This window comes from Butyrivibrio sp. TB, assembly GCF_900110805.1.
Classification (GTDB): domain Bacteria; phylum Bacillota; class Clostridia; order Lachnospirales; family Lachnospiraceae; genus Butyrivibrio; species Butyrivibrio fibrisolvens_C.
Window position 1 is genome coordinate 143,460 of record NZ_FOER01000009.1, and the last position, 14,755, is coordinate 158,214.

Annotated in this window: 13 protein-coding genes, 3 tRNA genes and 1 rRNA gene; 2 read left to right on the top strand and 15 right to left on the bottom strand. The window is 40.5% G+C overall.

What is annotated here, in order from left to right:
- The first annotated feature begins 312 nt into the window (after window positions 1-312).
- Window positions 313-1,104: an adaptor protein MecA gene (locus BMX21_RS08045; protein ID WP_022754814.1), complete on the top strand. Its 792-nt coding sequence runs from the start codon at window positions 313-315 to the stop codon at window positions 1,102-1,104.
- A gap of 135 nt (window positions 1,105-1,239) precedes the next feature.
- Here the strand turns inward: BMX21_RS08045 and nifJ are convergent, their stop codons facing one another.
- The gene (gene nifJ, locus BMX21_RS08050) at window positions 1,240-4,776 is read right to left on the bottom strand and encodes a pyruvate:ferredoxin (flavodoxin) oxidoreductase (RefSeq protein WP_092043188.1); all 3,537 of its coding nucleotides are present in this window, start codon (window positions 4,774-4,776) and stop codon (window positions 1,240-1,242) included.
- 440 nt (window positions 4,777-5,216) lie between these two features.
- Here nifJ and BMX21_RS08055 point away from each other — a divergent pair, with 440 nt between their 5' ends.
- A complete protein-coding gene (locus BMX21_RS08055) occupies window positions 5,217-5,387 on the top strand; it encodes a DUF362 domain-containing protein (protein WP_022754812.1) in 171 nt (56 codons plus the stop codon).
- A 307-nt stretch (window positions 5,388-5,694) separates the two neighbouring features.
- On the opposite strand, the gene dnaB is transcribed toward BMX21_RS08055, so the two are convergent.
- The 14 genes from dnaB to BMX21_RS08130 all read right to left on the bottom strand — a co-directional run.
- Entirely contained in the window at window positions 5,695-7,038 is a 1,344-nt protein-coding gene (dnaB, locus tag BMX21_RS08060; protein WP_022754811.1) for a replicative DNA helicase, read from the bottom strand.
- A 38-nt stretch (window positions 7,039-7,076) separates the two neighbouring features.
- Window positions 7,077-7,523 carry a 50S ribosomal protein L9 gene (gene rplI / locus BMX21_RS08065; protein WP_022754810.1) on the bottom strand — a complete coding sequence of 149 codons (447 nt, stop codon included), beginning with the start codon at window positions 7,521-7,523 and terminating at the stop codon, window positions 7,077-7,079.
- Window positions 7,520-9,577: a DHH family phosphoesterase gene (locus tag BMX21_RS08070; RefSeq protein ID WP_027203282.1), complete on the bottom strand. Its 2,058-nt coding sequence runs from the start codon at window positions 9,575-9,577 to the stop codon at window positions 7,520-7,522. Before BMX21_RS08070 ends, rplI begins: the two co-directional genes overlap by 4 nt.
- Before the next feature lie 163 nt (window positions 9,578-9,740).
- Window positions 9,741-9,998: a 30S ribosomal protein S18 gene (gene rpsR, locus BMX21_RS08075; protein ID WP_022754808.1), complete on the bottom strand. Its 258-nt coding sequence runs from the start codon at window positions 9,996-9,998 to the stop codon at window positions 9,741-9,743.
- Between the two features lie 46 nt (window positions 9,999-10,044).
- The gene (locus BMX21_RS08080; protein ID WP_022754807.1) at window positions 10,045-10,494 is read right to left on the bottom strand and encodes a single-stranded DNA-binding protein; all 450 of its coding nucleotides are present in this window, start codon (window positions 10,492-10,494) and stop codon (window positions 10,045-10,047) included.
- Between the two features lie 17 nt (window positions 10,495-10,511).
- Window positions 10,512-10,802 carry a 30S ribosomal protein S6 gene (gene rpsF / locus BMX21_RS08085; protein WP_027203281.1) on the bottom strand — a complete coding sequence of 97 codons (291 nt, stop codon included), beginning with the start codon at window positions 10,800-10,802 and terminating at the stop codon, window positions 10,512-10,514.
- Window positions 10,803-11,186: 384 nt separating this feature from the next.
- The gene (locus BMX21_RS08095) at window positions 11,187-11,369 is read right to left on the bottom strand and encodes a DUF951 domain-containing protein (RefSeq protein ID WP_022754805.1); all 183 of its coding nucleotides are present in this window, start codon (window positions 11,367-11,369) and stop codon (window positions 11,187-11,189) included.
- A 125-nt stretch (window positions 11,370-11,494) separates the two neighbouring features.
- The gene (locus BMX21_RS08100; protein WP_022754804.1) at window positions 11,495-12,217 is read right to left on the bottom strand and encodes an NAD-dependent protein deacylase; all 723 of its coding nucleotides are present in this window, start codon (window positions 12,215-12,217) and stop codon (window positions 11,495-11,497) included.
- Between the two features lie 114 nt (window positions 12,218-12,331).
- Complete coding sequence (locus tag BMX21_RS08105) at window positions 12,332-13,273, bottom strand: S1 RNA-binding domain-containing protein (protein ID WP_051199284.1); 942 nt, start codon at window positions 13,271-13,273, stop codon at window positions 12,332-12,334.
- A 117-nt stretch (window positions 13,274-13,390) separates the two neighbouring features.
- Window positions 13,391-14,071: a hypothetical protein gene (locus BMX21_RS08110; RefSeq protein WP_022754802.1), complete on the bottom strand. Its 681-nt coding sequence runs from the start codon at window positions 14,069-14,071 to the stop codon at window positions 13,391-13,393.
- Between the two features lie 106 nt (window positions 14,072-14,177).
- A tRNA-Cys gene (locus BMX21_RS08115) sits at window positions 14,178-14,248 on the bottom strand.
- Window positions 14,249-14,257: 9 nt separating this feature from the next.
- A tRNA-Glu gene (locus BMX21_RS08120) sits at window positions 14,258-14,329 on the bottom strand.
- 41 nt (window positions 14,330-14,370) lie between these two features.
- Window positions 14,371-14,443 (bottom strand) — tRNA-Asn (locus BMX21_RS08125).
- A gap of 57 nt (window positions 14,444-14,500) precedes the next feature.
- A 23S ribosomal RNA gene (locus BMX21_RS08130) occupies window positions 14,501-14,755 on the bottom strand; the annotation flags it as partial.

Sequence of the window (14,755 nt, forward strand, 5' to 3'; positions counted from 1 at the left end):
CTCAGACTAATATGTCTGTAAGGCGTTCTGACTGATGCAGAACTGATTACGATATTCTAGAAAACATGTCCCCTTCCCGGATAAATATTTGGGAAAGACATCTCACGAATAAACATTATAATTCATAGGGATGCTTTTCGCAAGTCCCCTTTTAATAAAATCTTTTTTATTTTTTGGGAAATACTCTCTTAAATTTAGGGCTTTAGACCGATACATATATTGACATTGCGCAAAGTATACTTTAGTATCAGTGTAATCAATTTTTACAGCTAAGTATTCAAGGATGAAATAACAAAAGCAGGAGGTAAGTTTATGAAAATTGAGAAGGTGAATGATCACCAGATCCGTTGCACACTTACCAGAGAGGATCTAACAAAAAGACAGCTCAAAGTCAGCGAGCTTGCTTATGGTACAGATAAAGCACGTGAACTTTTTCAGGAAATGATGCATCAGGCCAACACTCGTTTTGGTTTTAATGCAGAAGATGTTCCGCTTATGATAGAAGCTATTCCTGTTAACTCAGAGTGTATTATTTTGGTTATCACTAAGTCAGAAGATCCCGAAGAACTAGATACACGTTTTTCAGAATTTGGTCCTTCTGTGCAGGATGATAATGCGTCCTATGAAAAAGGTAATATTGACTTCTCTGAGAATACAGAAGAAAGCGAAGACGAAGAGGTTATGGATCTGTTCCATCGTCTCCAGGACGGTGACTTCTCAGGTTTCCTTGACGGAGTAACCAATCACGAGTCCAAGAGACTTAAAACAGGACATAATGCCGCTATTAGAAGAGCTTCTAGAAGCAGCGAGAATTCTTTCTGCTGTTTTAAACTCGGATCCATGCATGATGTTTTGAAATTGCCAGCTCTTCTTCCTCCGGGATTCCAAAGCCGCAACACCTTATTCCGTAACGAAGACGAAGGCGGATACCTTCTTTGCATATATGGCAATCAGAATGATAAGAGATTCAACAACCTCTGCAACCTCTTTGGCGAATACGCCAAGATGGAAGATACAGGAACGTACAGTGCAGACTTCCTCGAAGAACATTATCCGGTCGTTATAGCTGACAGAGCCCTCCAGAAGCTCGCAGCAGCCAACTAAATGATCTTAAAAAGCATAAGCTCATCGGTAGAATTTCTATCGATGAGCTTTTTATAACCTTCCAACTATATCAGTGCAGTATCTTGTTCCATAAAAACAGCCCCTGCGCATAACGCAGGGGCCGTTGTCTTATTTTTATTCGTTAGTAGAATCGTACATTGAAACGAGTCTTTCAAGATATGCAAGGTGATCCTTAGCATTCTGAGCGTTCTCAGCGTACATTCTGTCAGCATTAGCAGGATTACTCTTCTTCAGTGACATGTAACGAACCTCACCATCAAGGAATTCCTGATAGTTTTCAGGCTTTGTATTCTTGAAGTCGAGTGTGAACTTCTTGCCCTGTGCTGCAGGATTATATCTGAAGAGGTTCCAGTAACCGCACTCTACGGCTCTCTTTTCCTCTGTCATACATCCTGTCATACCGCCGTTAACCTTGATACCATGGTTGATACAAGGAGCATATGCGATGATAAGTGAAGGACCCGGATAAGCCTCAGCCTCTCTTATAGCATCGATAGTCTGCTTCATGTTAGCACCCATAGCAATCTGTGCTACATATACGTAGCCATAGCTCATAGCGATAGATGCAAGGTCTTTCTGCTTGATAGCCTTACCACCTGCAGCGAACTGTGCGACAGCGCCGACAGGAGTAGCCTTAGAAGCCTGTCCACCTGTATTGGAGTAAACCTCAGTGTTGACAACAAGAACGTTTACATCCTTACCGGAAGCAAGTACGTGGTCAAGACCACCAAATCCGATATCGAATGCCCATCCATCACCACCGAAGATCCACTGTGACTTCTTAGCAGCAAAGTCTGCATTCTTCTTGATGAATGTAGCAGCTTCGGAATTATCACCGGCAAGTGCTGCGATCATCTCTTCTGTAGCAGCTGTGTTGGTAGCACCATCGTTGAATGTATCGAGATACTTCTTGACTGCTGCATTATCTGCAAGTTTCTCTGCCTGTTCCTTAACTTCATCACGAAGTGCATTCTGAGCAAGGAGCATACCGAAACCGAACTCAGCATTGTCTTCGAACAATGAGTTATCCCATGCAGGACCATGACCCTTCTCGTTTACTGTATAAGGTGTAGAAGGTGAAGAGTTACCCCAGATAGAGGTACATCCTGTAGCATTAGCTACATACATTCTGTCACCAAACAGCTGTGTTACGAGCTTGATATAAGGTGTCTCACCGCAGCCTGCGCAAGCGCCTGAGAACTCAAGGAGAGGTTTCAGGAACTGTGATCCCTTAACAGTAGCTGAGTTGAACTTCTCAACAACTTCTGTCTTAGTAGGAAGTGTTACAGCATAGTTGAAGCCTTCCTGCTGCCACTCGTTCTTAGCAAGCGCACCCATAACAAGAGTGACTTTCTCCTGCATATTGCCAGGACATACATTTGCACAAGAACCGCAACCTGTACAGTCAAGAGCTGATACAGTGATACCAAACTTGTATCCGTCCATACCCTTGAGATCTACAAGCTTCATATCCTTAGGAGCATTAGCAGCTTCATCAGCTGTCATAGCTACAGGACGGATTGCTGCATGAGGACATACGAGTGAACAGAATGTACACTGTATACACTTCTCAGGATTCCATTCAGGAACATTGACAGCAATACCACGCTTCTCATATGCAGATGATCCGGAAGGTGTAGAACCATCAGTATAAGGAGCTACATCTGAAACCTTAAGGCTGTTACCTTCCTGAGCATTAACCTTAGCCTGGATATTATTAACAAAGTCGATAACATCCTTACGATCACCCTTAGCTACTGTGAAATCAAGACCTTCATCCTGTGCATCCTTCCATGACTCAGGAATCTCAACCTTGATAAGGTTCTTAGGATCTGCACCGGCATCAATAGCCTTCCAGTTCTTCTCAACGACATCCTGACCTTTACGTCCGTATGTCTTCTGAGCAGCGTCCTTCATGAATTTAAGAGCATCTTCCTTAGGAATGATCTCTGTAATTGTGAAGAATGCAGACTGAAGGATTGTGTTGATCCTTGTAGGTCCCATTCCAACTTCAACACCGATCTTTGAACCATTCATGATGTAGAAGTTGATCTTGTGATCATAAATATATTTCTTAACCTGTCCAGGAATTTCTTTTTCCAGATCTTCTACAGACCATGGGCAGTTAAGAAGGAATGAACCGCCATCAACGATCTCCTGTACCATGTTGAACTTACGGATATAGGAAGGATTGTGGCAAGCTACGAAGTTTGCTGTCTTGATCAGGTATGTTGACTTGATAGGCTTCTTACCAAATCTAAGGTGAGACATGGTAACACCACCGGACTTCTTGGAGTCATAGTCAAAATATGCCTGAGCATACATGTCTGTGTTATCACCGATGATCTTGATGGAGTTCTTGTTGGCACCTACAGTACCATCAGCTCCAAGACCCCAGAACTTACAGTTGGTTGTTCCTTCAGGTGTTGTAACCAGAGGAGCACCGGCATCAAGTGAGAGGTTAGTAACATCATCTGTGATACCGATTGTGAATTCAGGCTTAGAATCATTGTGGAATACAGCAACGATCTGGTTAGGTGTTGTATCCTTTGATCCAAGACCATAACGGCCACAGAATACAGGAACTGTTTCAAACTTAGTTCCTTTAAGAGCTGCGATTACATCAAGAGCAAGAGGCTCATGAAGTGATCCAGGCTCTTTAGTTCTATCGAGAACTTCGATCTTCTTAACAGATGCAGGAAGCGCATCAACAAGTGCCTTAGCAGCAAAAGGACGATACAGTCTTACTTTAACTACGCCGACCTTTTCTCCCTTAGCTTCAAGATAATCGATTGTCTCTTCGATTGTATCGTTAACTGAACCCATCGCTACGATTACAGTTTCAGCATCTGCTGCACCGTAATAGTTGAAGAGCTTGTAGTCAGTACCGATCTTAGCATTAACCTTATCCATGTACTTCTGAACGATCTCAGGAATAGCTAAATAAGCGTTATTGCATGATTCTCTTGTCTGGAAGAAGATATCAGGGTTCTGAGCTGAGCCCATCTGACGAGGGTGATTAGGATTGAGTGCATTCTTCTTGAAATCGTCGATTGCATCGAAAGGAGCAAGATCTTTAAGATCCTCATCACTCCAAACCTCGATCTTCTGGATTTCATGGGATGTACGGAAACCATCAAAGAAGTTAATGAAAGGAAGTTTTCCTTCAAGTGCTGCACAATAAGCAACAGGAGTAAGATCCATAACTTCCTGAACTGATGATTCACAAAGCATTGCAGCACCGGTCTGACGGCATGCATATACGTCGGAGTGATCACCAAAAATGTTCAGTGCGTGTGAAGCTACGCAACGAGCTGATACGTTGAAAACACCGGGGAGACGCTCACCAGCAACCTTATAAAGATCAGGGATCATCAACAAAAGGCCCTGAGATGCTGTATAAGTCGATGTGAGGGCACCGGCTACAAGTGATCCGTGAACAGCGCCGGCTGCGCCGCTCTCTGCCTGCATTTCTGTAATCTGTACTGTACGTCCGAAGATGTTCTTCTTTCCTGCAGTTGCCCATTCATCTACATGCTCAGGCATAACAGATGATGGTGTGATCGGGTACATGGCAGCAACTTCGGTATAAGCATATGATGCATATGCAGCAGCTTCATTGCCATCCATGGTTTTCATGTTTCTTGCCATTATTATTCCTCCTACCTTATTTTTACAATACAGATCCGGTATGTTGATCTGTATCTACAGTTTCCGGAAATGAGAAAAATTTATAGTAAAAAATTCCACATTTCTATGCAAATTAACTGATACAACGATTCGTGCAAAAATCATTTTGCCTGAAATGAGCACAAAAATAGACGTTAATATCATATATTACTGCAAATATCATAGTAACATTTGACCCAGCCAATGTCAACGTGGGTGATTATTAACAATTCTTAAACTTTTACAATGTATCTATATGTGCAATATCTATAAGGATTATTTGCAGCATCATTAGCCTGTGCTAACAAACTTGCTAAATTCATAATTTTGATATACTATTATGATTGCAACAAAGTAAATAATGAGAAGGCAAACTCATTAGTAATTATTACTTATTCATTCGTAAGGAAGGAGATTTTACTATGGCATACGTTATTGGTGATTCTTGCATCAGCTGCGGTTCATGTGCTGCTCAGTGCCCTGTTTCAGCTATTTCTCAGGGAGCTTCTCAGTACGAGATCGATCCTAACACATGTATCGACTGCGGTTCTTGCGCAGCTCAGTGCCCTGTTTCAGCTATTTCTCAGGGATAATTCAATTTAATTTTATCTTTGATAAAATCCGGATTGGATTATAATCAAAACTGATCGATAATAATTTGAACTAAGCAGGTAGGCATTTTGCTTACCTGTTTTTTTATCGGTCTTTTTTACAAAATCGAAACAATATTTTCAGATAAAAAAAAGCGGATTGTAAACTCACTACAATCCGCCAAAAAACTTGATGCATATTAACATATTGTTTTAATCCATCAATTCTTTATTCTTTTATATCTTTGTCTGAATCTTTACGGGTAATAATCGTTCTCTTTTATTACAACTTATAAATCTTATCTGCCTTCTAATGCCTCTCCAGATTTGCAAACTTTGTAAACTGAGGCATCCAAAGAAGTTCAACCGTTCCGATAGGGCCATTTCTCTGTTTTGCTATGATGATCTCTGCGATACCTTTTTTCTCAGTATCATGGTTATAGTAATCATCACGATAGATGAACATAACCATATCCGCATCCTGCTCGATAGCTCCGGATTCTCGAAGGTCAGATAGCATGGGTCTGTGATCAGGTCTCTGCTCTACAGCTCGTGACAGCTGTGACAGTGCAACAACAGGAACATTGATCTCTCTGGCAAGAGCTTTAAGTGATCTTGATATATCTGAAATCTCCTGCTGTCTTGATTCCGATCCTCTTGTTCCACCTCCTGACATAAGCTGTAAGTAGTCAATGAATATAATTCCAAGATTATGCTCCATCTTGTACTTACGACACTTGGATCTCATCTCCTGTACAGATATACCAGGAGTATCATCTATTATGAGGTTAGAACCGCCTATAAGATCAGCACTGTCAATCAGAGCTTCCCAGTCACCGTCAGACATCTTACCTGTTCTTAGATTCTGAGCTTCGACATGGGATTCCATGGCAAAAAGTCTGTTTACAAGCTGTTCTTTACTCATTTCCAGCGAGAATATGGCCGCAGTAACATTATTTCTAAAAGCCATATATTCTGCAATATTAAGTGCAAAAGCTGTCTTACCCATTGAAGGTCTTGCCGCTATAAGAATAAGATCCGATGGTTGAAATCCCGAAGTATCATAGTCAAGATCTGTAAATCCTGTTGCGATACCTGTAACTGTTCCAGTATTACGGCTTGCAGTTGCTATCTTATTAAGGGCATTGACAACAATCTGCCTGATCGGAACGAACTCTCCGCTGTCCCTTCTTTGCGTTACATTAAAAACGTCTTTCTCGACATTATTCAGAATAGTTTCCAGATTATCAGTTCCTGCGTAGCAGTTACTTGATGTCTCTTCGCATACTTTGATAAGTTTTCGAAGTGTAGACTTCTCTGCAACTATCTGTGCATAATACTTGACGTTGGCCGAAGTCGGAACCGCTGCTACAAGATTGACAATATACTCAGTCGAAGCGTACTCCGGCGGAACATTCTTGTCCTTGAGCCTTTCCTGAAGTGTTACCTGGTCAACAGGTCTTCCCTCTTTATTAAGTTCTACACATGCATCAAAAAAGGTTCCAAGCTGGCGATCATAGAAATCTTCACCCGTTATGTACTCGGTTGCAACTTCTATCGCCTCCCTGTCCATAAGCATAGCGCCTACAACAGACTGCTCTGCCTCACGGCTTTGCGGAGGAACCCTTTTAACCATAAACTGTTCGTCTGCCATAATTATCCTTTGATCCGAGAATTAGTTTTGTCGTAAACTTAAGCTTCTGTTACAGATACTCTGATCTTAGCTGTTACCTGTGGATGAAGCTTTACAGGGATCTCATAAGTTCCACATGCCTTGATAGGCTCTGAGAGAACAAGTTTCTTTTTGTCTATATCAAAACCAAACTGAGTTTTTGCTGCCTGAGCGATTTCCTTAGTAGAAACTGAGCCGAATACTTTACCACCTTCTCCTGTTTTGATAGTAACCTTGATCAGTTCCTTCTCGATTTTTTCTCCAAATGCCTTAGCATCTTCAAGCTTCTCCTCTGCTACCTTGGCATCATGTTTCTGCTCAGCCTTAAGTCTTGCAAGATTTGCATTGGTTGCTTCTACTCCAAGCTTTTGCTTAAAGAGCATATTGTTAGCATATCCATCACTTACTTTTACAATATCTCCCTTTTTTCCAAGAGATTTAACATCTTCCAAAAGAATTACTTTCATTTAAGTTCACCTTCCTCAATCATTGTATCTATTGTTTTCTTGATAATTCCTATAGCTTCTGTAACTGTCATGCCTTCCATCTGGCATCCGGCCATAGTCATATGACCACCACCGCCAAGTCTCTCCATGACAAGCTGAACGTTGACTTCATCAATCGATCTTGCACTTACATATACCATATTCTGATATTCGGTACATACGAAGCTAGCTTTGATTCCCTTTATATTAAGAAGTTCATTGGCTGCCTGAGCTCCAATGATAGTAGGACTTACGATATCTTCACTGTTACATATGGATATTGCATAGGCTCCTTTATAGATCTCAGCCTGGCTGACTGCATCTGCTTTGGTCTTGTATTCATTGGCGTCTTCTCTAAAGAGTTTTCTGACTCTGGTAACATCAGCACCGTTACGACGAAGGAATGCTGCAGCCTCAAAGGTTCTGACACCGGTTTTTTGCATAAAGTTATTGGTATCAACCATGATACCGGAATACATGCTGTCTGCTTCTTCGGTGTTGACTTTTACGTTCTCACCGATATACTGAAGTATCTCAGATACCATCTCACATGTCGATGAAGCATAAGGCTCAACATATGAAAGAGTTGCATTCTCTATAGTCTCTGTTCCCTGTCTGTGATGATCCAGCACTACTATATTCTTACAAAATCTAAGAAGCTCAGGACATTCTGTAATAGACGGCTTATTGACATCTACAACAACCAGAACTACATTGCCGCTAGCCATATCAATCGCAGTCTGAGAGCCTATGATCATATCATCTTCATATTCCGGATTGTTCTTAAAAAGATCTACCAGAGGCTGCATGGATTTGGTCACATCATTAAGAACTATATGACATTTTCTGTCAAGATACTTACTGATCCTGTTAATACCAACAGAAGCTCCAAAGCTATCTACATCGCCAAGTCTGTGACCCATGACAAGCACTGTATCATTAGCTGTGATGATCTCCTTTAGAGCATGAGCCTTAACTCTGGCTTTAACTCTTGTATTCTTCTCAATTTGCTGACTCTTACCGCCATAATAGATGGTATTATCAGGAGTCTTGACTACAGCCTGATCGCCGCCTCTGCCAAGAGCCAGATCTATAGCATTACGGGCAAATTCATAGTTCTGCGAATATGATAGACCATCTATACCCATACCTATACTGAGGGTAACAGCCATCTCATTACCTATATTGACTGTCTTGACCTCTTCAAGTATGTCAAATCTGGCTTCCTGCATCACCTTGCAATACCTCTTGGGCATTACAACAAAATATTTATCCTTCTCAGTCTTACGCACTATTCCGTTACAACTTGCAACATATTTATTGATCTTACGATCTATAAGTGCGATAAGAAGTGACCTTCGAACCTCTTCTACACTTTCAAGTGCCTCTTCATAGTTATCAAGGTAGATAAGACCTGCGGCCATAGACTGGTCATCGACTTCCTGAACAGCAAGACGAAGTGCTGTCTGATCGAAAAGGTATACTATGATAAGATATCCGTCATAGCTTCCGGCTTCAATGATATCACTGTTACTTGCCATCTCTTCAAGAGATATTTTGCGCATTCTAAGAGAATAGTAGTTATTTTCATATTCAAGATCATACTGGACTTCCTCATCATCCATAGCCGGAAACTTATCGGCTGTAACTGATGGGAAAACAGCAGTTATCTGCTTATGAAAATTCTTTTTCTCATGAACAGTCTTCTCAAATGCAATATTAGACCAAATAACTTTGCCTGTATCATCCAAAAGACAGCTTGGCAGATCCATCTCCCTAAGTAAAGTCTTCTGAATCTGTCCATACTGCGTAGCAAAACTAATAAGCTCATTGATAACAATAGGCCGGGTCATAAAATACATAAGAAAAACAATTACGGTATATAAAATAGTGAAAATCGTAAGGATAATCCCTGCCTGAATGCCACCAAACAAAAACACAAGAAATGTGACAAGAATTAATATAATATCCAGGTAAAGAAATGTCGTTAGAAAAGTACGCAGACGTCCCTTTAATCTGATTCTATTTTTCTTCATTTGAATAACCCTCCACGGCTCCTATAAAATGGATTATAACATTTATTGTAAGAGCCTGCCACCTGACGATACAGTAATTTTAATATAATACCAAGAAGAAAAAAGGCACTTCTTAGAATCTCTTCTAAAAAGTGCCTTGAATTATATACCTTATTGCTGACTATTAGTCTGCTACGTATGGCATAATAGCAAGATGTCTAGCACGCTTGATAGCAACAGTGATCTCTCTCTGGTGCTTTGCGCAGTTTCCTGTGATTCTTCTAGGAAGAATCTTTCCGCTCTCAGAAACATACTTCTTAAGAGTTGCTGCATCTTTATAATCAATTGCATGATCCTTACCACAGAATACGCAAACTTTCTTTCTTCTGTGCATGCCACCTTTTCTACGAGGTGCTTCGGATCTTTCTTTATTGAAAGCCATTTGGTTTGCCTCCTATCAAATTCTAGTCAGCCTAAACTGCTGACCATTAGTTGAACGGCAGTTCTTCATCAATTCCATCAGGAATGTTCATGAAACCATCAGCTGCCGCTACAGGTGCTGCAGATCCAGATGCTGCGGGCTGAGAGAAATCTCCGCTTCCGCTGTTCTTGCTCTCTGCGAACTCCTGATCTTCTACAACGACTTCTGTAGTGTATACTTTGACGCCATCCTTATTGGTGTATGAACCAGTTTCGATTCTGCCTGTTACGCAGATCTTGGTTCCCTTGCGGAAATACTTTTCTGCAAATTCACCGGATCTTCCAAAAGCTTTGCAGGAAATAAAATCTGCAGTCTGCTGTCCGTCACCACTATCTTTTCTAGAAAATCTGCGGTCAACAGCCAGTGTATATCTTGCAATTGCAAGTGGGTTCTCACCCTGACTATATCTTACATCCGGATCTCTTGTTAAACGTCCCATAAGTATAACTTTATTCATCTGTCTTGTCCTCTTTCTTATGCCTCGTCGTTTCTAACGCATAAGTATCTGATGACGTTGTCCACGATGCGAACACGTGACTCGAGCTCAGCTGGAACTGATGCCTCAGCGTCGAACTGGATGAAGTAGTAGAAACCTTCAGTCTGCTTCTGAATCTCATAAGCAAGCTTCTTCTTACCCCAATCGTCTACGTTCGTAACTGTGCCTCCGAAACGCTCGATCAGTGCCTTGCACTTGTCAACGGCCTTTGTTTTTGCTTCATCATCAACATTTGCGCTGACAACAACGGCTAATTCGTACTTGTTCATGCTGTTGTTACCTCCTTTTGGTCTCTGGCTTCCGCCTGCATGTGCAGCGTGTGATACGTAAAAGTGCTGCAGCAGAAGCAAGGAATTTATATCACGGAGTTTCATCATAGCATGAACAGCCTTTATTTGCAAGTTTTTTAACGTAAAATTGCTTTTTTCATTCAATAAATCGAATTGTCAGATAAATCAAAATCCTAATCTATACAGACTTCCCACTTGAACATACCGACATCCCCAAGATCTTTACATAGGCTGGTAGCGCATCAGATCAGGAAGTATTAGTAGTTTATCCTTTATGCTTTATACTTTATTCTTTATGCTTTATTCTTTATGCTTTATTCTTTATTCTTTATGCTTTATTCTTTATGCTTTATTCTTTATGCTTTATTCTTTATGCTTTATTCTTTTTATATTCTTCTCAAGTGCTGTTCTTGCTATCATTATCTGATGAGCACATCCTACACATTTGAGTCTGAAGTCAGCACCGGATCTTAATACTTCCCACTCAAAAGATCCGCATGGATGCTTCTTCTTAAGTGTGACTATGTCTCCTACTTCTATTTGCATATATTACCTCATGTTGCGAAAGAATATGTCTAAAGATCCTAATATGAATATTAAGGCTTAGTCAGTAGCCTGATATATTGCCTCTTTGATCTTGTACTGCGAACATAACTCTGGATACTTCTATCTCATGGAAGCTGATCAAATATTTCGCCAATACTTCCCTGAACCACCAGATCTGCCTGTGAATCTCTGGGAGTTGCCGACTTATTGACTACAACAAGCTTATCGCCTGTATAGTAATCGATAAGGCCTGCAGCAGGATATACAGCCAGTGAGGTCCCGCCTATTATAAGAACATCTGCATTTTTGATATAAGAGACAGCAGATTCTATCACATCCATATCAAGGCCTTCTTCATACAATACAACATCAGGTCTGACCATCCCGCCGCATTCACAGTAAGGAATTGTCTCTTTTGAATTTATGACATAATCGATATCATATCTTCTGCCACATTTAAGGCAATAATTCCTAAGCGTACTTCCGTGAAGTTCAAGTACATTCTTAGAACCTGCCGCCTGATGTAGTCCGTCAATGTTCTGGGTTATTACAGCTTTTAATTTGCCTTCCTTTTCCCACTGCGCAAGCTTAAGATGGGCTTTATTGGGCTTTGCATCCTGATAGATCATTCTGTCTTTATAGAATTCAAAAAACTCCTGAGGTTTTTTCGTAAGAAAAGTATGACTTACGATCTGTTCCGGAGGATACTTATATTTCTGATTATAAAGACCATCCTGACTTCTAAAATCAGGAATTCCGCTTTCAGTTGATACTCCTGCGCCGCCAAAAAATACTATATTATCAGTTGATTCAACAAGCTCTTTTAATCTTTCAACAGCATCACTCATCAGTAAGCTCCTTTCTATATCAGTTGTATATATACCTCTTTAAAATAATAATAAGCTACATTCCGGAATAACCTCTCTTGGTACTTATCTTAAACATTTTTTGTGTTACCAAGATCAGAATCCTGCTTTTTTCAAAAGGTCTGCAAGTGTAGTAGTAGCTTCACCTTCACTCTTATATTCAATCTCTTCTTCTGTTATCTCCTTTGCCATAACATCATCAAGTGCTTTCATAGATAGAGATAATTTACCATCCTTAATAGCTATGACTTTAACCTTTACCTTCTGACCCACTTTGAGAACTGAGCTTGGATGAGCGATTCTCTGATTTGCAATCTGAGATATGTGACATAGTCCTGAAATTCCATTTCCAAGATCTATAAAAGCTCCGTAACTCTGAAGACTTTCCACAGTACCTTCTGTTACAAGACCGACTTCTACATTCGAGATCTTATTCTTTCTCTCTTCATTGGCCTTTTCTCTTAATATCTCCTTAGCAGACAGTACTAACTTATCATCCTCCTCATCAGCTGTGATAACCTGTACATCTAATGTCTTTCCTACATAGCTCTGAAGATCAGCCTCTTCTACAAATGAAAGTGCAAGCTTGGATGCAGGAATAAATGCTCTTATACCTTCAAGATAAGCTACAACGCCTGCTTTTACTGCTTCAGATACCTTTACGCTCACTACTTCTTTAGACTCTAGAAGTTCCTTCAGTTTATCCCATGCAAGGACTTTATTAGCTTCCTTCCTAGAAAGAAGTATATTGCCCCTTCCATCATCCATGCGCTTAATTGTTGCAGATATCTTATCTCCTGCATGGATATCATTTCTTATTGAAAAATGCGGATCATCAGACAGATCTTCCAGTAAAATGATACCCGGAGCATAATAATCAAGATCAACAGTCACTTTGGTATCTTCAACGCCGGATACTATGCCCTCTACAACATCTCCAACATTTAACTTTCTAAATGACCTCTCAAGTACATCAGCATAATCCTCCATGGATTCTACCTTCTGATCTTCATTTACATTAACGTTTCTTTCTTCCATAACCCTTTACCTTCCTCAGTATATATTATTTTATTGTAGGCTTTGTTGCTAACATTCTATTTTCCGATTACTCATCTGTATTCAAATTTATTTAAAAAGATCGTATTTCCAATACACTTACATTATTATGTTTTTTATTCTGGTAATCCTATCTCCAATCTCATCATCCTGTGTCAGATCATAAACCATCATATAACAGTCATTGGCCTGTATATAATTGCCGCTATCTTCAGCTTCTTCGCCTGCTTTTATCAATAGCGCCAACGTTATATTAGAAGGACCTGTAGGAATATTGTTTTGCTTAAGTATTTCTATAATCTCTTCAGAATTTTCACGTCCCATAGGCTTGTTCAAAGCCGTTTCAAGATATTTGATCTCCTGCTCAGCAGCTTCACTTTCAACCAAAAAAGTACTAAATCTATACAGAGCAGCAGAAAGGTCCGGATCATACTTTTCCAGATAATACCATCCCATATTCCTGTAATAAGTCGCTAGTTCAGCTCTGGTACAGCAAATATTATACATCTCTTTCGTATATTTATATGCACCTTCAATATCTCCCAGGCGCTTACAACAGATGATGATTCCAGATACAGCTTCAAAACTTACAGGATTTTCCATAACAGCAGCAAGATACTCCTGTAAAGCTTCATTATTCCTTTGCTCTGATAGAAGCATATTGGCCTTATCAATGTGAGGGCGTGCAAGATCTGTATCAGATATTTCATATTCATCGGGATTTTTATAATATTCATAAAGATATACTTCTGATATATGTCTAAGACTTAATCTAAGCATGCTAACCGGCTCCACCTTACAGAAAATATGTAATATTAGTATAACACATTAGAAAACGAGAAAATTTAGAGAATAAAAAAAGAATCCATAAAATGGATTCTTAAAGAGGTGACAGACGGATTTGAACCGACGCTCAAGGTGTTGCAGACCTATGCCTTACCACTTGGCTATGTCACCATATATATATGACCCCTAGCAGGTTCGAACTGCTGTTACCGCCGTGAAAGGGCGATGTCTTAACCGCTTGACCAAGGGGCCTCGCTCTTCGCCTATCGGCGAATTAACAGATTATTCTGTAGCTCCCCAAGTAGGACTCGAACCTACGACACTTCGGTTAACAGCCGAATGCTCTACCGACTGAGCTATTGAGGAATGTTTTAATTGTTCCTTCAAAACCGAACACTGAATCTCCAAACTTTTCTTGACTTTTTGGTTAAGTCCTCGACCTATTAGTACACATCAGCTGAGAATGTTACCACTCTTACACCTTGTGCCTATCAACCTCGTACTCTCCAAGGGGTCTTACCACTTGCGTGGGGATATCTCATCTTGAGGGGGGCTTCACGCTTAGATGCCTTCAGCGTTTATCCCTGCCAGACTTGGCTACCCTGCCTTATGCGATTGCCTTCGCAGCAGATACACCAGCGGTCCGTCCATCCCGGTCCTCTCGTACTAAGGACAGCT